The sequence below is a fragment of the Nocardiopsis sp. iso_186 genome (assembly GCF_056173365.1).
This window is the reverse complement of the sequence record NZ_CM149670.1, coordinates 4,058,304-4,078,609: the sequence shown is the minus strand read 5'-3', so window position 1 is coordinate 4,078,609 and position 20,306 is coordinate 4,058,304. Positions and strand designations below refer to the sequence as shown.

Genomic DNA, 20,306 nt, shown 5'->3' with positions numbered 1-20,306 from the left:
CTCTCGGACCGATTCAGTACCGGGTTGATAGAATCCAGTCCTGGCGCGGACGGTCCGAGAGGCCGCCACGGTGCCAAAGATCCCGGATACGGCGACGAAGGGCAGGGGCGAGACGGCCGCAAGGCCACACCATGGTCGAGTCAACGCAATCAAGCACCCAGGTCAAGATCGTCGTGCCGGAGGACCAGATGATGGTCAGCCTGCTCGGGGCCCGCGACGAACTGCTCCGGGTGGTGGAGAACTCCTTCGACAGCGACATCCATGTCCGGGGCAACGAGATCACCATCAGCGGCAGTCCCGAGGACACCGCCCTGGTCGTCCGCCTTGTCGAGGAATTGCTCGAACTCGTCGAGGGCGGCACCCAGGTGACGCCCGAGGCGATCGAGCACGCACTGAGTATGCTGCGTACCCCCGGCGAGGCGGGCGAGCGTCCCGCCGACGTGCTGACGATGAACATCCTCTCGGCGCGCGGACGCACGATCCGGCCCAAGACACTCAACCAGAAGCACTACGTCAACGCCATCGACAAGCACACCGTCGTCTTCGGTATCGGTCCGGCCGGTACCGGCAAGACCTACCTGGCCATGGCCAAAGCGGTGAAGGCATTGCAGGCCAAGGAGGTCAACCGGATCATCTTGACCCGGCCCGCGGTCGAGGCGGGGGAACGGCTGGGCTTCCTGCCCGGCACCCTCTACGAGAAGATCGACCCCTACCTCCGCCCCCTCTACGACGCGCTGCACGACATGCTCGACCCGGACTCGATCCCCAAGCTGATGGCGGCGGGCACCATCGAGGTCGCCCCGCTGGCCTACATGCGCGGACGCACCCTCAACGACGCCTTCATCATCTTGGACGAGGCCCAGAACACCTCGCCGGAACAGATGAAGATGTTCCTGACCCGTCTGGGGTTCGGTTCCAAGATCGTGGTCACCGGTGACGTCACCCAGGTGGACCTTCCCGGTGGGCAGGCCAGTGGACTGGCCACGATCGAGCGTATCCTCGACGGTATCAAGGACATCGGTTTCTGCCGATTGACCAGCAAGGACGTTGTCCGTCACAAGCTGGTCGGCAAGATCGTCAACGCCTACGGCCGCCACGAGGCGCAGCAACAGCAGGAGGCCACGCAGCACAACGGCGCTCGCAACGGCCGCCCGGTCCGCGCCAACAGCCCGGGCGGCGGCAGCGGCCGGAAATAGGCCGCGGCCGCCGCGCGGGGCGGCCCGCGCCGCGCGGATCTTCATGGAATTTCGAGATAAGGCGCTGTAACAGCTATGAGTATTGACGTCGCGAACGAGTCCGGCGTCCCGGCCGACGAAGAGCGACTGTCCCGTCTGGCCCGCTACGTCCTGGACGCGATGCGGGTGCACCCGCTCGCGGAGCTCTCGGTGGTCCTCGTGGACGAGGAGCCGATGACCGACCTGCACGTGCGGTGGATGGACGAACCCGGCCCCACCGATGTCCTGTCCTTCCCCATGGACGAGTTGCGTCCCGGGGGCCCGGGGCGTACCTCCGACCCCGGGGTCCTGGGCGATGTGATCATCTGCCCGCAGGTGGCCGCCCGTCAGGCCGAGAAGGCCGGACACAGTGAGCAGGCCGAGATCGACCTGCTGTGCACCCACGGCATCTTGCACCTGTTGGGCTACGACCACGCCGAACCCGACGAGCACAAAGAGATGTTCGGCCTCCAGGGCGAACTGCTCGCCGCGTGGCGAGAGAGCCTGGAGCAGACGTCGTGAACGGTGCCGCCGAACTCAGCCTTGCCTTCGGCTGCGCCGTCCTGCTCTCCCTGCTGGCGGCCTTCTTCGTCAGTGCCGAGGTCGCCCTCGGGCGTGCCTCACGCATGGGCGTGGCGGAGCTGATCGGCACCGACCGGGGCAGTTCCGGAGCGCGCAGGCTGGAGTCGATCGCCGCTGAACCCGCCCGCCACCTCAACATGGTGTTGTTGCTGCGGGTCTCTTGCGAGGTCCTCGCAGCGCTGTCGCTGGCGGTCGGCTTCATCGACTGGCTCGGGCTGACCTGGCAGGCGATCGCCCTGTCCGCGGGCATCATGATTCTGGTCAACTACGTCATGATCGGTGTCGCGCCCCGGATCCTGGGCCGACAGTTCCCGGCCCAGGTCGCGGTTGCCAGCGCCAACGTCATCTACCCGGTCACCCTCGTGCTGGGGCCGCTCGCCCAACTCCTGGTCTTCCTCGGGCGGGCCTTCACCCCGCGCGGCAAGGGGGACCGCGAGGGCCCCTTCGCCAGCGAGGACGAACTCCGCCACCTGGTGGACCTCGCCGAGCAGGGGCAGGTCATCGACGCCGAAGAGCGGGAGATGATCCATTCGGTCTTCAAGCTCGACGACACCTCGGTGCGCGAGGTAATGGTCCCCCGTCCCGACATCGTCTTCGTCCCTCACGACGCCTCCGCCGAGGATGCGCTCTCCCTGGCGCTGCGCAGCGGGTTCTCCCGCATTCCCGTTGTGGGCGAGAACGAGGACGACGTAGTGGGAATCGTCTATCTCAAGGACGTCGTGTCCCGGCTGCGCGACGAGCGGATCGACGCGTCCGGCCAGGACGAATTCGCGGCCGACCCCGACCGCACGGTCCGCGACGTGATGCGCGAGGCCACCTACGTACCCGACTCCAAACCCGTCAACGAACTCCTGCGCGAGATGCAGCAGAAGCGCATCCACGTCGCCGTTGTCATCGACGAGTACGGCGGTACCGCCGGCCTGGTCACCATCGAGGACATCGTCGAGGAGATCGTCGGCGAGATCACCGACGAGTACGACGACGAGGTCCCGCCCATCGAGCGCCTAGGCGAGGACCGCGCGCGAGTCACCGCCCGCCTGCCCTTGGGCGATCTCGCGCAGTTGTTCGAGGTGGAGATCGACGCCCCCGACATCGAGACCGTGGGCGGCCTGCTCGCCTACGCCCTGGGACGGGTGCCCATCACCGGCTCCCGGGCCGAACTCTCCGGCCTCCGGCTGATCGCCGAGGACCCTTCCGGCCGCCGCAACCAGACCGCGACGATCCTGGTGCAGAAGCTTCCGGTGCCCGCCGACGACTCCGGTCCCGACCGAGTTGACGCCTGACCTGCCTACCCGCCAAGAGAGGCACCCACGTTGAGTGACACCAGCCCCCCCGTCGAGCTCGGCCCCGAAGACGCCAAGCTCGTGACCCTCGCCCGTTCCTCTCGCGCCCGAAACGGCTCCGCCGAGGGCGCGGCGGTGCGCGACGAGACCGGTCGCACCTACGTGGCCACCACCGTCGCACTGCCGTCCCTGGCGTTGACCGCGCTCCAGGCGGCCGTAGCCGCCGCGGTCTCCAGCGGAGCGGAGTCGCTGGAAGCCGCAGTCGTGGTCACCGCGGCCACCGTGCCCTCCGGGGCCGACACCTCGGTTGCAGCCGACCTCAAGGCCGCGACCTTGATCACGGCGGCTCCCGACGGCACGACCACCAGCATTGTTCGAGCCTGAGCACTGCACTCCACCGGCGAGACTGGACAGATGGACGACCTCGATCTTGAGAAGCTGCGCGTGCCGCTGCCGATGCCCACGTACAAGGAGGGTTTCCGCAGCGGCTTCGCCTGCTTCGTCGGCCGGCCCAATGTGGGCAAGTCAACGCTGATGAATGCCCTTGTCGGGCAGAAGGTGGCGATCACCAGCAACCAGCCGCAGACCACGCGGCGTACTGTGCGTGGCATCGTGCACCGCGACGACGCACAGCTGATCATCGTTGACACTCCCGGGCTGCACAAGCCGCGCACGCTGTTGGGCGAGCGCCTGGACAGCCTGGTGCGCTCCACCCTGGTCGAGGTCGATGTGATCGGCTTCTGCATCCCGGCCAACGAGCCGATCGGCAGGGGCGACGCCTACATCGCCCGTGAACTCGCCGCTCAGCGCGACACGCCGGTGGTGGCGATCGTCACCAAGACCGACACCGCCGACCGCAAGCAGATCACCGACCAGCTGCTGGCGGTCTCCCAACTGGGCGAGTGGGCCGATATCGTCCCGGTCTCGGCCAACGGTTCTTTCCAGTTGGACACGGTCACCGACGTGCTGTGCGGCCACCTGCCGCCCGGACCGCCGCTCTACCACGACGGTGACCTCACCGACGAGCCTGACGAAATGCTGGTGGCCGAGCTGATCCGCGAGGCGTCCCTGGACGGTGTGCGCGACGAGCTTCCGCACTCCATCGCCGTTGTGGTCGAGGAGATGGCGATGCGGGCGAACACCCGGCCCGACCATTCGATGATGGACATCTACGCGTCGCTGTACGTAGAGCGCTCCAGCCAGAAGGCCATCGTGATCGGTTCCAAAGGGGCGCGCCTTCGCGATGTGGGGACCCGCGCGCGCAAGCAGATCGAGGCACTCCTGGGCACCAGGGTCTTTCTCGACCTCCGAGTGCGGGTGGCCAAGGACTGGCAGCGCGACCCCAAGCAGTTGCGTCGCCTTGGTTTTGACCAACAGACCTGATCGGTTGCCGGACACGCACCGTCAACGCGTGGGCTCTCCGCGTCAACGGTTGCGCACCGAGGAAGGGGTGCGCACGCCCCGCGGTGCCGCGACCGAACAGTCGGCCGACCGGGGGCTTCTCGGGCAACCGGTAGCCGTGTGGGCGGAGCGGGTGTCATGAGCAGGGCGGTGCGTACCCAGGGTGCGGGCCCCGCCCGACCACCGACAACCGTCGGGAGCTACCCCCGGTGGTTCAGGTCGGCGGCCAGACTGGACGCGATCCGGCGCACGATAGGGGCGGCCCTCTCCACGAAATCCCAGCTCACACGCGACTCCGGGCCGGAGATGGACATCGCCATCATCGCGGGTCCGCCCCGCACCGGAACGGCCAGGCAGCGCACGCCGACCTCCTGTTCCCCGTCGTCCATCGCATAGCCCTGCAACCGGACCCGATCCAGCTCAGCGGCGAAGTCCTCGGTGTTGGTGATGGTCCGGTCGGTAGCAGCTGGCATTCCGGTGCGGCGTACGGTCGCCAGTGCCTCGGCCTCCGGCATTTGAGCCAGCAATGCCTTTCCGACCCCCGCGGAGTGCGGCAGCACGCGCCGTCCCACCTCGGTGAACATGCGCATCGCATGGGGTGAGGGCACTTGCGCGACGTAAATGACCTTGTCGCCGTCGAGCATCGCGAGGTTGGCGGTCTCGCCGAGTTCTTCCACCAGTTGCGCCAGGTGCGGCCGTGCCCAGGTTCCCAGCATCCGCGATGCGCTCTCGCCCAGGCCGATCAGCCGGGGGCCCAACGCGTAACGACGGGAGGGCAGCTGCCGGACGTAACCGTTGCCGACCAGGGTGCGGATGATCCGGTGGATGGTGGGCAACGGCAGGCCGGAGGACTCGGCCAGCTGGCTGAGCGAGATCTCCCCACCGGCATCGGCCATGATCTCCAGCAGGGTGAACGCGCGGTCCAGCGACTGCACACCACCGGTGCGAGTCCGGTTCCCGAGGCCGTCCGCGCGCTCGTCGCCACCGGTGTTCCCGCCCACTGTGTGTGACGTTGCCAAAGGTCCAGCTCCCATCACCGTGACCAGACGGCTGACTGTTGATCGAGTACGGAGTAGCCATTCTGCGATACGGAAAGCTTTACCCGCTAATCCGCGCTCGGGGCAGTGGGGCGAGTACCGTTCGTCCCATGTTTTTGCATGTTCGGCGGTGACTCCGGTGCCGTCGAACCCGACCACGTTTCCCACCGAGTGATTGCCTGAGGTCGATCCCAGGGGTTAATGTCCGCTGTCGAGAAGCGCGGTCGAGTCCTCCCCGGTCCGGTGGCAGGACACGACGAACCGGGAAGGGGTGCATGCGTGCAGGATTCCCAGGTGGGAGAGGTGGAGGCCGGTCTCGGCCTCACCGCTCTCAACGACGCGCTCGACGCCAGGCTCGCGCAAGCCGATGCGCTTCTCCTGCGGGACTACCCGGGGAACGACGGTCGCCGCCAACCCGTCCACACGGTTTACCTTCCCGCCGACCGGGTCGGCGCCGGTGTCGTCGGTCAGTGGGGGGAACAGGCGTTGGCCTCCCTCGAAGAATTCGCCCCCGATCACGCCGCTCTGGCCGCCGCTACCGGGCTGTCCGAGCAGGCCGTCGCCGAGAACCTGCCCAGAGTCGTGGACAAGCTGCGCCGCGAACCGATCGAGGACCTGCGCGTCAACCTGGAGGACGGCTACGGTTCGCGTCCGGACGCGGAGGAGGACGGGCACGTCCTCGGCGCTGCCGATGCGCTGTGTGCCGCTCGTGAGGCGGGGGAGGCCCCACCCTACTTCGGTATCCGCATGAAGGGGATGGAGGCGGCCGGGCGCCGCCGGGGGACGCGCAGCCTTGTGCTGTTCACCCAGACGGTCCTGGAGCGAAGCGGAGGCATCCCGGACGGCTTCACCCTCACCCTGCCCAAGATCACCTCGGTGCAGCAGGTGGAGGCCATGGTCTGGGCGGTCGAAGAGGTGGAGAAGCGGCTCGGACTCGCAGAGGGAGTGCTGACCTTCGAATTGCAGATCGAGACGCCCCAGTCCATTCTCGGCCCCGACGGAAGCGCTGCAGTGGCGCTGATGCTGCGCAGCGGCCAGGGGAGGATCAGCGCGCTGCACTACGGGACCTACGACTACAGTGCGGCCTGCGGCGTGACCGCCGCTTTCCAGAGCATGGCGCACCCGGTCGCCGATCACGCCAAAGCCGTCATGCAGCTTGCTGCTGCCGGGACCGGAGTATGGCTGTCGGACGGGTTGACCAACGTCGTTCCCGTGGGCGCTCCCGACCAGGTACACGCTGCCTGGCGCCTGCACGCCCAACTGGTCAGGCGCTCGCTCGAACGCGCCTACTACCAGGGCTGGGATCTGCATCCGCATCAGCTGCCCACACGCTACCTCGCCACGTACGCCTTCTACCGGGAGGCATTCGCACCAGCCGCGGCCCGCCTCAGGGATTACCTCGGCGTGGTCGGCGGTGGGGTCATGGACGAGCCCGCGACCGCGCAGGCGTTGGCTTCGGCTCTGGTCAGAGGGCTGAATTGCGGGGCGCTGGGTGACGACGAGGTGACAGCAGCCACCGGTGTCGGCCGGTCAACGCTGGAAAGCTTCGCCAACCGCAGGGTCGGTTGACCGTTGCGCGTGCGGGGTGATGGAACCGCAGGACCACTCAGCAGTGAGACGAGGGCGAGGATGACCGAGCGATTCGACCTGGTGGTACGTGCCCGGAGGGCGGTCACGCCAGAGGGAGAGCGTGCGGTCGCGGTCGCGACGAACGGCGGGCGCATCGTCGCGATCGACCCGTTCGACACCCCCCATATGGGCACGCGTACCGTCGAGCTCGCGGAGGACGAGGTGTTGCTGCCCGGCCTGGTGGACAGCCACGTGCACGTCAACGAGCCCGGTCGTACCGAATGGGAGGGCTTCTCCAGCGCCACCCGCGCCGCTGCGGCCGGGGGAGTGACCACGATCGTGGACATGCCGCTCAACAGTGTTCCCCCGACGACCACGATCGCCGGGCTCGACGCCAAACACGCCGCGGCCGACGGCCAGATCGCGGTGGACGTCGGTTTCTGGGGCGGTGCGGTCCCGGACAACACCGCACCGGGTCCCCCCGATGCCCTCGTGGCACTGCACGAACGCGGTGTGTACGGTTTCAAGGCGTTTCTGTCGCCTTCGGGTGTCGAGGAGTTCGGACACCTGGACCCCGAGGCGTTGCGGCGTGCAGCAGTCGCGATCGGCGGCTTCGGAGGGCTGCTCATCGTGCATGCGGAGGATCCCCGCGCGCTGGCCGAGGCCCCGCCCGCCACCGGTCGTGATTACGCGGGCTTTGTCGCATCACGTCCGGAAAGTGCGGAAAACAATGCGATCTCCCTGCTCATCGCCACCGCTCGTGCCACGCGCACCCGCTGCCACATCCTGCACCTGTCCAGCGCCGGAGCTCTGCCCCAGATCGCAGCTGCCCGTGCCGAGGGCGTACCTCTCACGGTGGAGACCTGCCCCCACTACCTGACCATCGCAGCCGAGCAGATACCGCCCGGTGCCACCCAGTTCAAGTGCTGCCCGCCGATCCGGGACTCGGCCAACCGCGACGCCCTGTGGGCCGCGCTGGAAAGGGGGGTGATCGACTGTGTGGTCAGCGACCACTCGCCCAGCACACCGGCGTTGAAGGACCTGGACACCGGGGATTTCGGCACCGCCTGGGGAGGGATCGCCGGTCTTCAGGTAGGCCTGCCCGCGGTATGGACCGAAGCGAGCGCGCGAGGGTTTGCCCTGGCAGACGTGGTGCACTGGATGGGCAGGCGCCCTGCCGAGATCGCCGGCGTGGCAGGAAAGGGGCAGATTGCGATCGGCTGCGACGCGGACTTCGCCGTGTTCGCCCCGGATGCCGTTCTGCGGGTGGACGCCGCCCGCCTGCACCACAAGAACCCCATCAGCGCCTACGACGGTCGTGAGCTCAAGGGGGTGATCCGACAGACCTGGTTGCGCGGCGAGCCAGTGGTCCACGGAGTGCGGAGAGGCCGACTGCTGGAGCGCGGACAGCGGGCCTCGCCCGACCGGCGCAAGCGGGTGGGCACTGAAACCGATCTGCCGGGAGCAGGCCCCTCGACCGGCTCCGCCCCGATCGGTGCCACCGAGGACGACACCTGAGTCATGATCGCCACGGCCACCGGGTCGAGTGGTGCGGGCGGTCGGAGTTAGCGTCGAGGGGCGCAACGACGAGAGGAACTCATGGCCACGATCCGCGCCGGGACCCTTGCCGCATCGGTGACTCCCCAATGGTTGCGCGACGTCCTCGTCGGGATGCACGGGCTCGCCGAGAACGTCCGCCTGGACTCCGAGGGGCGCCCGATCCTGCCTCCGCCGGACGCCTTCCCCGACGTTGTAGGACTCGGTGGCGAGGAGTCGGTGGACGAACCAGTAGGCCGGGCAGGGGCGCCGGCCGCAGCGGAAGAGCGGGTGGACGTCCGACTCATCGCGGGGGTGCACCTGCGCCCCGGCGCCCGCTACCGCTTTTGTGTGCGCGATGAGGGCGATCACACGACCGAGGCTGCCGAGTTGACAACCGATGTGACGGTGGCCGAGTGGAACCCATCCGCGACAACGGTCCTGACCGCGAGCGGGAACTTCGTCCAGGGCGAAGATGCCTACTCCTTCGACGGCACTCTCAGCACGCACGCCCAAGAGCTGCCGCCCCGTATCCGTGCCACCGGCGAACTGCGCGTGGCCAACGGGGCCCTGGCCTGGCTGCGCGGCGCCTCCGTCACCGCTGGAGCCGACTTCTCCTCCACGGCCAAGGGCACTGCTCCGGTGACGGTCGAGCTCACCCACCGGCTCGTGCGGGCGAAGTTGGCGCTCACCCCGATCAGTACCTCTGAGGGGGTGAGCCGGGTGACGGTACTGGTCATCGTGCGCGGAAGAAGGTGGGCCCGGCCGCTGGTCGCAGTCGGGGCCTGGTGCATGCGCGGCACGATCGCCAGAGAAGTTGACGCGGCGCTGACCGAAGTGGTGAGCACCGTGTGGAATCCCTTGGTCCAGGAGGCCGACCTGCCGGCCGAGCTGGCCCGGGCCGGAGCGCTCCTGGCCGGGGCGGCGCAAAGTGGGGACCACGGCATCGGGGAAGGAGCCGGCTGAGGGGCTTCTGACGGTACGGGACGATTCGTGTACGTCAACCCCTGAGGGCATCGGTTGCGTCCCGGGCCGCTGTAGAGGGCCGCCCGCCCCCGCTCAGATGAAACCGGGGACGCTTTCCCAGACGCGCCCCGCCGAGGGGGCGTCGTCGCGCTCGACGGTGGTCTCGATCTTGCCGTAGGGGCGGTCCGCGGCGAAGAAGACCTCACCGGGATTGTCCATGTCGAAAGCCGAGAGGTCCACCGCGAAGTGGTGCTTGTTGGGGCAGGAGAACCGGATCTCGGCAACCTCCGGGTGGGCCTCCAGCACGGCCCGTCCGATCTCCCAGAGCGTCTGCTGCAGGGCCAGGCTGTGCTGGACGGCGAAGGTTTCCACGATGATCCGCCGGATCGAGTCATGGCTGGCGTCCCAGTTGACGTCGGTGCCGATGTAGCGCCAGCGCGCGGTGACGTCGGTCGCCAGGATCCGGTCGGTGGTCTCGGCCAGTGTGGTGAACTCGGTCCGGGGAAAGCCGTGGAACTCCGAACCGGTCGATTTCAGCACCGTCAGTCCGGTTACCCCCGAGAGCACCGTTTCGGTGGGCCCGTCCTTGACGACAAGGGTGGTGCGGGTTCCGCCGCCGCCGCGCACGAACGAATGGTCGTGTGCGCCGTCCACCGTGGCGATCCGGTCCCAGGGATACTCTTCGATCTCCATACGGGCACCGTGGACGAAGCCGAACCCGTCCACGTGGTAGCGCGCCAGCAGCAGGGCGAACTCCTCGATCGCGCCGAGGGCGTGCTTGCGGGCAAGTCCGTAGACGGTGTTCTTCTGGGTGTCGGTGGCCACGCAGTTGGTGTTGTCGCCGGTTGTGTGCACGGCCGTGAAGTCGCCGCGCAGTTGCGAGGTGACGTTGAGGTCGCGGATGGTGTGTCTGTCGGTGTCGCGGGTGACGCGCACCAGACGCACCTCTGCCTTGCCGTACTGGTTGTCGCCGAGACGGATCGCCATCGTCGGGTGGCTCCTTCAAGGGTAGGGATTCCCGGCCCCGGCTTCATGAGGGCGGGAGGCAAAGGCAGGGCCGGTGGGAGGGGCTCGCGCCTCAGCTGCCCCGATAGGTGGAGAAGGCGAACGGGCTGAGCAGCAGGGGAACGTGGTAGTGCGCGTCCTCCTCGGTGAGCGCGAAAACCACGCTCACCTCGGGATAGAAGCCGTTCTGCCCGGTGGCGGCGAAGTAGAACGCGGTGTCGAAGGTGATCCGGTACATACCGACGGGCAGTCGTTTCGGGCCCAGGGCCGGGATCCGGCCGTTGACGTCGGTGACACCGGAGGCGACCCGGGTCCAGGACGTGCGTTCCGGGGTGCTCGCCGCCTCCAACAGGACCGGCACGTCAACGGCCGGGCGGCCGAGCGCGGAGTCCAGGACGTGCGTGGTGACGTGGCTGGTGGACATCACGGCTCCAGTAGTAGTTTCCGCACGCGCACCAGCGCGATCTTGCGGAATTCCTCGGCGACGACCCGGGTCTCGGCCGCGGGATCGTTGCTCAGGCGGCTGTTCAGGTCGGCGAGCAGTTCGTCGCCTGACCGACCGTTCGCGCAGACCAGGTAGATGTGCCCGAACCGCTCCTCGTAGTCGGTGTTGCCTCGGGAGAGGGAGGCAGCGGTTCTGGCGTCGGCCAGGGACACCCCGGCTTGCTCGGCGCGCGACCACGCGGACTCGGTGTCCGATCCGGCCGCTTTCTCGCCGATGCGCGGGTGTCGCGCGATCGCCGTACCCACCTCTTCGGGAGTGATGGCCGCGGCGTGGCGGTCGGCGGCCGACACCAGTGCGTCGGCGGAGGCGAAGGGCCGCTCGGCCTCCAGCGCGCGCACCCACCGGTCGATGTCGAGGCACGCGGCGAACACCGCGTGGAATTCTTGCGGGTCCAGTGCGTTGAGCCGCTCGACCGCGTGGTCGAGCGCGGTGCCGTCGTCGTGCATGCGTTCTCCAGTCGTGGCCACGGCGGCGGAATCCACCGGCAGCATGCCGCACCTGTTCGATGGCATTTTCGGAGACGTTTCGAGAAGACCGAGCCCGTGCGGGTGCGCGAGCGTTTGAAACCAACGCCATCGCGCGGTCTCACCGTGCAGAAATCCGTGCACGGACTGTAAACCGCGTGGGCCGTGTGCTGTCAATACCCCGGGGAGGCGTCGGAGGGGAAGTCGATGCGCGGCCGAGCGTCGCACCGTCCTGTGGCCGTACGGCAGGGGAGAAGAGTCGGGCGACCGCCGGCGGGACTGGTCAACCGGCCCCGCGTCTTACGTGTAATCGGCGAGGGGCCGGGCCACCTGGGTGTTGGCCGCACCCCAAGTCCTGCCGGCGGTACCCGGCGGCCGGGCCGGGACGGGGCCCGGAGTCGGGCGCTGTCACCGGCGTGGCCGCCAACCCCCTAGCACTGAAGGGTTTGGGTAAATAGTACAGATGGGCACGATGGGGGCGATCGGTGAGTGCGGAGCGTCCCTGTTCCGCTCGCTGGCCGGCCACCTGGTCACATGGGAGGGGCCAGCGCTTTTTCCGCGACCGTGCCCGTTCCACCGCCGCCCTCGGCGAGGAGATGATGGATTCGTGAGTGACCGGGAGTTCCTCCGTTACCCCGACCTTGCTGGTCGAGCCCTCGGAGGTGCCGTCGTCTACGCCAACGACGAGTCCTTTGCCGAGCGTGAGAACCTCATCAAACCCGCTCCGGCGGTACACGATCCCACCGAGTTCGGACACAAGGGCAAGGTCTATGACGGGTGGGAGACCCGGCGCCGCAGAACACCCGGCCACGACTGGGCGATCGTGCGGCTGGGGGTCCCCGGTGTCGTGCACGGCGTGATCGTGGACACCGCTTTCTTCCGGGGCAACTATCCGCCCGAGATCTCGGTGGAGGCGGCCGGATTCGACGGTTATCCGACACCCGAACAGCTCAACACGGCGCAATGGGCCACGATCGTCCCCAGGGCTTTCGTGGAGGGGCACGCCGCCACCCCCTTCACCGTCAACGACCCCCGGCGCTACACCCACGTTCGTTTGAGCATGTACCCCGACGGGGGGATCGCCCGTTTCAGGGTGCACGGCGAGGCGGTCACCGATCCGCGCCTCCTGGTCACCGGAGGGCTCGACCTCGCTTCACTGGAGAACGGCGGACTGGTCACCGCGTGCAGCAACCAGTTCTACGGCTCACCCAACCAGCTCATCTCGCCGGGGCTGGCCAAAGCCATGGCGGACGGCTGGGAGAACGCACGCCGCCGCGACGGCGGCAACGACTTCGTGGAATTCGCGCTTGCCGGTTCGGGACGGGTCCAGCTCTTGGAGCTGGACACCAGCTACTTCCTCTTCAACGCACCCGGCGCCGCGAAGGTCACCGGGGTCAACGAGACCAGTGCCGACCCGGCCGACCCTGGTTCCTGGTTCACCCTCCTGGAGCGCACCGACCTGAGCCCGGACACACGTCACCGGTTCGCGGTCCACGATGCTCCCCCTGCCACCCGACTGCGCCTGGACGTCTACCCCGATGGAGGGCTCGCCCGGTTCCACGCGATCGGGCAGTTGTCCACCGAGGGAGCCGACGCGTTGTGGCTGCGCTGGTTCAACACCCTGCCCGACGCGCAATTGCTCGTGGCGCTGACGGGTATGGGCGCCACCGAGGACACGATCGAGCGGCTCCGCGCGATCCGGCCCGCTGCCACCCTGGCCGACCTGCCCGTCGAGGTGGTGGCGCTCCTCGGCTGACCCGGGGCCGTTCAGGCCCTGCCCGATCGAGAAACCCACGGTGGAGGCGAGCGGCGGGGGCCCGCCCTGTGCGGCACCACGGATCTGCTAACGTGAGTGCCGTTATGCTGCGCGAGCTGCTCCTTCTTAGCGGCCGCGGCGGGGGCCGATAGGCCGGCTCCCTCGCCGCGGGGCTTCGACCTGTCTTTTGTCGGCCTTTTCCGCGAGACTTCTTGAGGAGCTTTTCATGGTGCCGCAGCAGCAAAACAGTGGTATGCTTTTCCAGCGCTACCAGCCTTTCCCGCCGGTGAATCTGCCCGATCGCACCTGGCCCGACGCCACCATCACCCAGGCCCCGCGCTGGCTCTCCACCGATCTGCGCGACGGCAACCAGGCCCTGATCGAGCCGATGGACGGCCAACGCAAGCACGAGATCTTCGACCTGCTGGTGCGCATGGGGTACAAGGAGATCGAGGTCGGCTTCCCGGCGGCCAGCCAGACCGACTTCGATTTCGTGCGCTCGCTGATCGAGGGCGACCGCATCCCCGACGACGTGCAGATCTCCGTTCTGACGCAGGCCCGCGAGGAACTGATCGAGCGGACCGTGCAGAGCCTGGTCGGTGCGAAGCGCGCCACCGTGCACCTGTACAACGCCACCGCCCCGGAATTTCGGCGCGTGGTGTTCAATGTGGACCGCGACCAGTGCAAGGGCATCGCGGTCGAGGGCACTCGTCACGTCCTGAAGTTCGCCGAGCAGTATCTGGGCGACACCGAGTACTTCGGCTACGAGTACTCGCCCGAGATCTTCATCGACACCGAACTGGACTTCGTGGTCGAGGTCTGCGAAGCGGTCATGGACGTCTACCAGCCGGGTCCGGGCCGCGAGATCATCCTGAACCTGCCGGCGACGGTCGAGCGCGCCACACCCAACGTCTATGCCGACCAGATCGAATGGATGAGCCGCACCCTGTCCCGGCGCGAGTACGTATGCGTCTCGGTGCACCCCCACAACGACCGCGGCACGGGGGTGGCATCGGCCGAGCTGGCAGTCATGGCCGGCGCGGACCGGGTGGAGGGCTGCCTGTTCGGGCACGGTGAGCGTACCGGCAACGTCTGCCTGGTCACGCTCGGCATGAACCTGTACAGCCAGGGGGTTGACCCCCAGATCGACTTCTCCGACATCGACGAGATCCGCCGGATCGTCGAGCACTGCACCCAGCTGCCCGTCGCCCCTCGCCACCCCTACGGCGGGGACCTGGTCTACACCGCTTTCTCCGGCTCGCACCAGGACGCGATCAAGAAGGGACTGGTCGCGCTGGAGAAAGACGCGGCGGCGGCGGGAGTCCCCGTCGCCGAGTACCCGTGGAAGGTGCCCTACCTGCCCATCGACCCCAAGGAGGTCGGCCGCAACTACGAGGCCGTCATCCGGGTCAACAGCCAGTCCGGCAAGGGCGGTGTCTCCTACATCCTCCAGCGCGACCACGCCGTCAACCTGCCGCGTCGGCTGCAGATCGAGTTCTCCCGGGTCGTCCAGGAGTTCACCGACGTCGAAGGCGGTGAATTCAACGGCGCACGGATCTGGGAGATCTTCTCCGACACCTACCTGGCCGACAACGGCCCCCTGGGCGTCGTGGCGCACCGTTCGCAGACCGCGACCGACGGCGAATACCGCATCAGCGCCGACGTCAAGGTCCGCGGGGAGATCCGTGAGGTGTCCGGAACCGGAAACGGTCCCATTTCGGCCTTCGTGGACGCTCTGTCCGCCGTAGGGGTGCAGGTCCGGGTCGTGGACTACAGCGAGCACGCCATGAGCGCAGGCGGGGACGCGCGTGCTGCCGCCTACGTCGAGGCGGAGGTGGACGGTCAGACGTTCTGGGGAGTGGGCATCAACAGCAGCATCACCACTGCTTCGCTGAAGGCAGTGTGCAGCGCGGTCAACCGCGCGCATCACTGACCGGGAACAACGGCGAAGGCCGGCAGGTCGGGAGGACACTCCCGGCCCGCCGGCCTTCGTACTACCTGTCGTCTTGACGGGTGAGGGCGAGGGCCCTCGGCTACTCGCGACCGAAGAGCTGCGTCCAGGCCCCGTTCGCCTCGCCGACCCCCAACGCCTTGTTGTCGCAATTGAGGATGTTGGCCCGGTGCCCCGGGCTGTTCATCCAGGCGTCCATCACCTGTTCGGCGCTGCGCTGGCCCTTGGCCACGTTCTCGCCGGACCAGGAGTCGTAGCCCTGCGCGCTGGCGCGGTCACCAGGGGAGCTGCCGTTCCGGCCGGTGTGCGACATGTAGTCGTGGCGGTCCATGTCCTCGCTGTGCAGCTGGGCGGCCGAGACCAGGCGGTTGTCCACACGGACCGCTGAGCACCCGGCGTTGGAGCGCTCGGAGTTCACGATGTCGAACACCTGGGAGCTCAGCGTGTTCATGCTGCCGGTGTCCCCGCCCCGCGGAGTGTCGCCGCCGGAGTTCCCCCCGCCACCGCCCCCGCCGGAGCCGCCACCGGAGTTTCCACCGCCGCCTCCGCTGTTGCCGCCCGAGCCCGAACCGCCTCCGCCGTTGGAACCTTCGTCCCCGTCGGATTCGGGGCTCTCGGGTTGTGCACTGGCCTCGACCTCGACGCCGGCCACCTGGTCGGCGGAGGTGTCCCTGCTGGGGCGTGCGGTGGGAGGGCCGGAGGGGCGGGTGCCCGACTGGGCGAAGAAGTCCGTCGGTGCGACCGCGCTGTCATCGGGCAGCATCGCCGAGCCGGGAGCCTGCGCGAGAGGGTCGGACCTCTCGGGCGACATCGAGCTGAGTACCAGCGCGGCGGCCAGCCCCGTGCCCACCGGAACCGCCAGCAGCGCCCCGATCAGTGGGCCGCGCCAGGGCTTGACAGCACCGCTCCTGCGGCGGGGGCGACCGCTGTTGCGCCGTCGGCCCGACCGGGATCTTCGGCGATGGTGATCGTCTCGCGGCATCCGTCGAAACCCCGTTTCGTTGAAGTCGAATGTCCCGTTGGCGGGTGATGCTAGACCAAATCGCGGTAAAAGTGTTATCTCGGGAGAGTTTGCCCTTGTGGAGAGGCTGATGGGAGGCCGTTTGCGTCGAGTGGCCGTGGCATCGGCGAGAATGGGCGGGTGAGCCTCTACCGCGACGAGGGCATAGTCCTTCGCACCCAGAAACTGGGCGAGGCCGACCGCATCGTGACCCTGCTGACCCGGCGTACCGGGTTGGTCCGCGCGGTCGGCAAGGGTGTCCGGCGCACCAAGTCGCGCTTCGGCGCCAGGCTGGAGCCCTTCAGCCACGTCGATCTCCAGCTGCATGTCGGGCGGACCCTGGACGTCGTCACCCAGGCGGACAGCCTGCACGCCTACGGCGGTCTGCTGGTCGTCGACTACGCCCGCTACACAGCGGGCACCGCGATGCTGGAGACCGCGGAGAAGATCGTGGTCGTGGAGAAGGATCCCTCGCTACGGCAGTTCCTGCTGCTGCTGGGCGGCCTGCGCACGCTCGCCGAAGGCGAGCACGATCCGCGGCTGGTACTGGACGCCTACCTCTTGCGCTCGCTCGCCGTGGCCGGCTACGCACCGGCACTGGAAGAATGTGCCCGTTGCGGTTCGCAAGGGGGGCACCGCAACTTCGCGGTGCATGCTGGGGGAATGGTGTGTTCGCTCTGCCGGCCCGCGGGGTCCGCCACCCCCTCGCCCGACTCGATCGCGCTGATGCTGGCGCTGCTGCGCGGCGACTGGGCGGCCGCTGACGCGAGTGCCGACCGCAACCGCAGTGAGTGCAGCGGCCTGGTGGCCGCCTATCTCCAGTGGCACCTGGAGAACGGAATCCGATCTTTGCGCCTTGTGGAGCGTACGTGAGCCTGTACAACGCCTTCTCGTCCAAGCAGGCCCCGCGACAGTTCGTCGCGCCGGTGCCGCATCCCAGTGGCGTTCAGCCGCCGGAGTTGCCCAAGGAGCTGGTGCCCAAGCACGTGGCCATCGTCATGGACGGCAACGGCCGCTGGGCCAAGGAGCGGGGCCTGCCCCGAACGGAAGGGCACAAAGCCGGTGAGAGTTCCCTGTTCGACGTCATAGAGGGGGCCCTGGAACTGGGTGTCTCCTACCTGTCCGCCTACGCCTTCTCCACCGAGAACTGGAAGCGTTCGCCCGAGGAGGTGCGCTTCCTGATGGGCTTCAACCGCCATGTCATCCGCAGCCGTCGTGACGAGTTGCACGCGCGCGGAGTCCGGGTGCGCTGGTCGGGACGGCGTGGACGGCTTTGGAAGAGCGTCATCAGCGAACTCGAGGATGCAGAGGAGCTGACCCGCGACAACACCGCGCTCACCCTGCAGTTCTGTGTGAACTACGGGGGCAGGGCCGAGATCGCCGACGCCGCGGCCGCGATCGCCCGCGACGCCGCAGCAGGAAAACTCAATCCGGACAAGGTCAACGAAGCGACCCTCGCCAAGTACCTGTATAAAACCGACATCCCTGACGTCAACCTTTTCGTGCGCTCCTCGGGCGAACAGCGTTTCTCCAACTTCCTGCTCTGGCAGTCGGCCTACTCGGAGTTCGTCTTCCTCGACACGCTCTGGCCCGACTTCGACCGCCGTCACTTCTGGCACGCCTGTGAGATCTATGCCAGCCGGGATCGCCGCTACGGCGGTGCGATACCCAACCCGGTGGAGCCCGCGGCCTCCGGGGCGGCCCCCGAGAAGGGGGTCTGATGCGCCCGCTGGAACCCGCCGCCCCGGTCAACTATGTTGCGATCGGCGACAGTTTCACCGAAGGCGTGGGGGACTGGTACCCCGATGGCACCGCGCGCGGGTGGGCGGACCGGTTCGCCGGACATCTCGCCGACCAGGGGCGGGAAGTGCGCTACGCCAATCTCGCGGTGCGCGGCAAGCTGCTGCGCCAGGTCATGCGCGATCAGCTGCCGGCCGCGGTCGGGCTACGTCCAACTCTGGTGTCCTTCAGTGCAGGAGGCAACGATCTGCTGCGCCCCAGCGGCAACCCCGATCTCCTGGCCGCGGTCCTGGAGGAGGGGGTGCGCCGGCTTCGGGAGGCGGGAGCCGAAGTGGTTCTGTTCACCGGGGTGAACGTGTCACGCGGCTATATGTCGGGGTTGGTCGGACGGTTCGCCCGGTACTACCTCAACATCCGTTCGATCGCCGACCGCCACGACTGTCACCTGGTCAACCAGTGGTCCATGCCGGTTCTCTCCGCCGCGTCGGTCTGGGACACCGACCGCTTGCACATGTCGTCCGAAGGGCATCGTCGCCTGGCGCTGCGGGTCGCGGAAGTCGTGGGGGTGCCCACAGAGCGGTGTTGGGACGAACCGTTGCCCGAGGTGCAGCCCGTGGAGTGGAGGGTCGCGCGTCGGGCGGACGCCCGCTGGGCGCGGGAGTTCCTGGTGCCGTGGGTGGGGCGCCGCCTGACCGGACGATCCTCGGGCGACACGCTCGACGCCAAGCGTCCCGACCTGGAGAAGTTCCTGCCCGGAGGGTAGGTGAGCTCTGCATCACAATGGGCCGCGAACCCAAAACCTACTGTCGCGTAACCATGGACGGTCGGTGCATCATCGTCTACCATGAGCGGTTTTCACAACGGGCATGACATCGTTTCCTATGTCGCCCTCGGTGACAGTTTCACCGAGGGTCTCAGCGACCCCCATCCCGACGGTGGTTTCCGCGGGTGGGCGGACCGGTTCGCCGAGCATCTCGCCGACCAGGGGCGGGAAGTGCGCTACGCCAATCTCGCGGTGCGCGGCAAGCTGTTGCGCCAGATTCTGGCCGATCAGCTTCCGCGCGCCGTCGAGCTCGCTCCGGACCTGGTGACGATCTGCGCTGGCGGCAACGACCTGATCCGGCCGGGTGCGGATCCCGACGTGCTCGCAGAAATCTTCGAGGACGGTATTGGGCAACTGCGTGCCACCGGTGCCGACGTCATCATCTTCACGGGTTTCGACATCGGGTTCCAGCCGGTCATGCGTCACCTGCGCGGACGCATCGCGACCTACAACATGCACCTGCGCGGTATCGCCGATGCCCATGGCTGCCAGGTCGTCAACCTGTGGAGCATGAAGATCTTCCAGGACCGTCAGGCGTGGGACTGGGATCGCCTGCATCTGTTCACCGAGGGGCACCGCAGGCTCGCACTCAAGGTGTGTGCGGCGGTGGGGGCCGAGGCGGGGGAGGACTGGAACGAGCCGTGGCCCGGCGCCGAGCCGATGCACTGGCGTGCGGCCCGCCAGGATGACCTGCACTGGGCGCGGGAGTTCCTGGTGCCCTGGATCCACCGCCGGCTGACCGGACGTTCCTCCGGTGACGGCTTGGGTCCCAAACGGCCCAACCTGGAGCGTCTCGGTCAGCGCCCCGGATAACCGGAGCCGGCGCCCGAGGGGCGCGGGCCGGTCGGATTCAGTTCGGCCGGGCGACGACCTCGCGGAGTTTGCCGGACTCGACCTCGTAGACGAAACCGCGGATGGAGTCCTTGCGCGGGATCGACGGGTCGGCCTCGATTCGCCTGATCGACTGCAGGACATTGGCCTCCACGTCGGTGAACGCCTCGGCGGCCCAGTCGGGTTTGATTCCGGTCTCCTGCTCGATCTCCCGTTTGAAGTCGTCGTCGGTGAAGGTCAGCATCCCGCATGCGGTGTGCTGGATCAGGATGATCTCCTCCGTCCCCAACAGTCGCTGGCTGATCGCGAGGCTGCGTCGTTCGTCGGCGGTGATGACTCCGCCCGCGTTGCGGATGATATGGGCGTCGCCCTCGGTCAGCCCGAGAAGTGCGTAAGGATTGAGCCGCGCGTCCATGCAGGCCACGACGGCGAGTTTCTTTGCCGGGGGCAGGGCGAGGTCTCCCAAGTCGAAGTTCTGCGCGTAGTCTGCCGCGTTGGCGAGTAGTTCGTCGGTCACGCTCATGACGACACCCCATTTCCTTGTCACATGGCTGGTGGTAGTCAAATGAATCCGGAGAGTGTTCATTCGTGGGCTGAGTCTAACCATTAACCGACGAAACAGGTAGGGATATCGAGGGGCGGG

20 protein-coding genes are annotated in these 20,306 nt (G+C 67.9%); 14 read left to right on the top strand and 6 right to left on the bottom strand.

Annotated elements, in window-relative coordinates; all coding sequences use genetic code 11:
• Positions 1 to 131 precede the first annotated feature (131 nt).
• The 5 genes from AC0VYP_RS17935 to era all read left to right on the top strand — a co-directional run bounded on the left by AC0VYP_RS17935 (position 132) and on the right by era (position 4,462).
• Complete coding sequence (locus AC0VYP_RS17935; RefSeq protein ID WP_475470819.1) at positions 132 to 1,196, top strand: PhoH family protein; 1,065 nt, start codon at positions 132 to 134, stop codon at positions 1,194 to 1,196.
• Between the two features lie 75 nt (positions 1,197 to 1,271).
• Entirely contained in the window at positions 1,272 to 1,736 is a 465-nt protein-coding gene (gene ybeY / locus AC0VYP_RS17930) for an rRNA maturation RNase YbeY (protein ID WP_285757225.1), read from the top strand.
• Complete coding sequence (locus tag AC0VYP_RS17925; protein WP_475470817.1) at positions 1,733 to 3,079, top strand: hemolysin family protein; 1,347 nt, start codon at positions 1,733 to 1,735, stop codon at positions 3,077 to 3,079. The genes ybeY and AC0VYP_RS17925 overlap by 4 nt, the downstream gene beginning before the upstream one ends.
• A 30-nt stretch (positions 3,080 to 3,109) precedes the next feature.
• On the top strand, positions 3,110 to 3,463 hold the full coding sequence (locus tag AC0VYP_RS17920) for a cytidine deaminase (RefSeq protein WP_285757223.1): 354 nt from the start codon (positions 3,110 to 3,112) through the stop codon (positions 3,461 to 3,463).
• A gap of 30 nt (positions 3,464 to 3,493) precedes the next feature.
• A complete protein-coding gene (era, locus tag AC0VYP_RS17915) occupies positions 3,494 to 4,462 on the top strand; it encodes a GTPase Era (RefSeq protein ID WP_285757222.1) in 969 nt (322 codons plus the stop codon).
• Positions 4,463 to 4,680: 218 nt separating this feature from the next.
• On the opposite strand, the gene AC0VYP_RS17910 is transcribed toward era, so the two are convergent.
• Positions 4,681 to 5,415, bottom strand: a complete 735-nt coding sequence (locus tag AC0VYP_RS17910; RefSeq protein ID WP_432707433.1) for an IclR family transcriptional regulator — start codon at positions 5,413 to 5,415, stop codon at positions 4,681 to 4,683.
• A gap of 381 nt (positions 5,416 to 5,796) precedes the next feature.
• Between AC0VYP_RS17910 and AC0VYP_RS17905 the strand changes: the two genes are divergently transcribed.
• The 3 genes from AC0VYP_RS17905 to AC0VYP_RS17895 all read left to right on the top strand — a co-directional run bounded on the left by AC0VYP_RS17905 (position 5,797) and on the right by AC0VYP_RS17895 (position 9,588).
• On the top strand, positions 5,797 to 7,086 hold the full coding sequence (locus AC0VYP_RS17905; protein WP_475470815.1) for a DUF6986 family protein: 1,290 nt from the start codon (positions 5,797 to 5,799) through the stop codon (positions 7,084 to 7,086).
• 60 nt (positions 7,087 to 7,146) lie between these two features.
• On the top strand, positions 7,147 to 8,604 hold the full coding sequence (gene allB / locus AC0VYP_RS17900; RefSeq protein WP_285757221.1) for an allantoinase AllB: 1,458 nt from the start codon (positions 7,147 to 7,149) through the stop codon (positions 8,602 to 8,604).
• A gap of 81 nt (positions 8,605 to 8,685) precedes the next feature.
• Positions 8,686 to 9,588 (top strand): hypothetical protein, encoded by a 903-nt coding sequence (locus AC0VYP_RS17895; RefSeq protein WP_475470813.1) that lies wholly within the window; start codon positions 8,686 to 8,688, stop codon positions 9,586 to 9,588.
• A gap of 93 nt (positions 9,589 to 9,681) precedes the next feature.
• Here AC0VYP_RS17895 and pucL read toward each other — a convergent pair whose 3' ends face one another.
• The 3 genes from pucL to uraD all read right to left on the bottom strand — a co-directional run bounded on the left by pucL (position 9,682) and on the right by uraD (position 11,544).
• Positions 9,682 to 10,575, bottom strand: coding sequence for a factor-independent urate hydroxylase (gene pucL, locus AC0VYP_RS17890; RefSeq protein WP_475470812.1), 894 nt, complete (start codon positions 10,573 to 10,575; stop codon positions 9,682 to 9,684).
• Between the two features lie 91 nt (positions 10,576 to 10,666).
• Positions 10,667 to 11,017 carry a hydroxyisourate hydrolase gene (gene uraH / locus AC0VYP_RS17885; RefSeq protein ID WP_475470810.1) on the bottom strand — a complete coding sequence of 117 codons (351 nt, stop codon included), beginning with the start codon at positions 11,015 to 11,017 and terminating at the stop codon, positions 10,667 to 10,669.
• Positions 11,017 to 11,544 (bottom strand): 2-oxo-4-hydroxy-4-carboxy-5-ureidoimidazoline decarboxylase, encoded by a 528-nt coding sequence (gene uraD, locus AC0VYP_RS17880; protein WP_285757882.1) that lies wholly within the window; start codon positions 11,542 to 11,544, stop codon positions 11,017 to 11,019. The genes uraH and uraD overlap by 1 nt, the downstream gene beginning before the upstream one ends.
• A gap of 625 nt (positions 11,545 to 12,169) precedes the next feature.
• On the opposite strand from uraD, the gene alc reads away from it, so the two are divergent.
• Both alc and leuA read left to right on the top strand, forming a co-directional pair.
• Complete coding sequence (gene alc, locus AC0VYP_RS17875; RefSeq protein ID WP_475470809.1) at positions 12,170 to 13,318, top strand: allantoicase; 1,149 nt, start codon at positions 12,170 to 12,172, stop codon at positions 13,316 to 13,318.
• A gap of 226 nt (positions 13,319 to 13,544) precedes the next feature.
• Entirely contained in the window at positions 13,545 to 15,251 is a 1,707-nt protein-coding gene (gene leuA / locus AC0VYP_RS17870) for a 2-isopropylmalate synthase (RefSeq protein ID WP_475470807.1), read from the top strand.
• A 100-nt stretch (positions 15,252 to 15,351) separates the two neighbouring features.
• On the opposite strand, the gene AC0VYP_RS17865 is transcribed toward leuA, so the two are convergent.
• Positions 15,352 to 16,251, bottom strand: a complete 900-nt coding sequence (locus tag AC0VYP_RS17865; protein ID WP_285757215.1) for a CAP domain-containing protein — start codon at positions 16,249 to 16,251, stop codon at positions 15,352 to 15,354.
• Between the two features lie 159 nt (positions 16,252 to 16,410).
• Between AC0VYP_RS17865 and recO the strand changes: the two genes are divergently transcribed.
• From recO to AC0VYP_RS17845, 4 genes are all read left to right on the top strand, one after another.
• Positions 16,411 to 17,142 carry a DNA repair protein RecO gene (gene recO / locus AC0VYP_RS17860; RefSeq protein ID WP_285757214.1) on the top strand — a complete coding sequence of 244 codons (732 nt, stop codon included), beginning with the start codon at positions 16,411 to 16,413 and terminating at the stop codon, positions 17,140 to 17,142.
• A complete protein-coding gene (locus tag AC0VYP_RS17855) occupies positions 17,139 to 17,990 on the top strand; it encodes an isoprenyl transferase (RefSeq protein ID WP_475470805.1) in 852 nt (283 codons plus the stop codon). Before recO ends, AC0VYP_RS17855 begins: the two co-directional genes overlap by 4 nt.
• Entirely contained in the window at positions 17,990 to 18,772 is a 783-nt protein-coding gene (locus tag AC0VYP_RS17850; RefSeq protein WP_475470803.1) for an SGNH/GDSL hydrolase family protein, read from the top strand. The genes AC0VYP_RS17855 and AC0VYP_RS17850 overlap by 1 nt, the downstream gene beginning before the upstream one ends.
• Before the next feature lie 81 nt (positions 18,773 to 18,853).
• Positions 18,854 to 19,645 (top strand): SGNH/GDSL hydrolase family protein, encoded by a 792-nt coding sequence (locus AC0VYP_RS17845; RefSeq protein WP_475470801.1) that lies wholly within the window; start codon positions 18,854 to 18,856, stop codon positions 19,643 to 19,645.
• 37 nt (positions 19,646 to 19,682) lie between these two features.
• Here AC0VYP_RS17845 and AC0VYP_RS17840 read toward each other — a convergent pair whose 3' ends face one another.
• Complete coding sequence (locus AC0VYP_RS17840) at positions 19,683 to 20,186, bottom strand: beta-class carbonic anhydrase (protein WP_475470799.1); 504 nt, start codon at positions 20,184 to 20,186, stop codon at positions 19,683 to 19,685.
• Positions 20,187 to 20,306 lie beyond the last annotated feature (120 nt).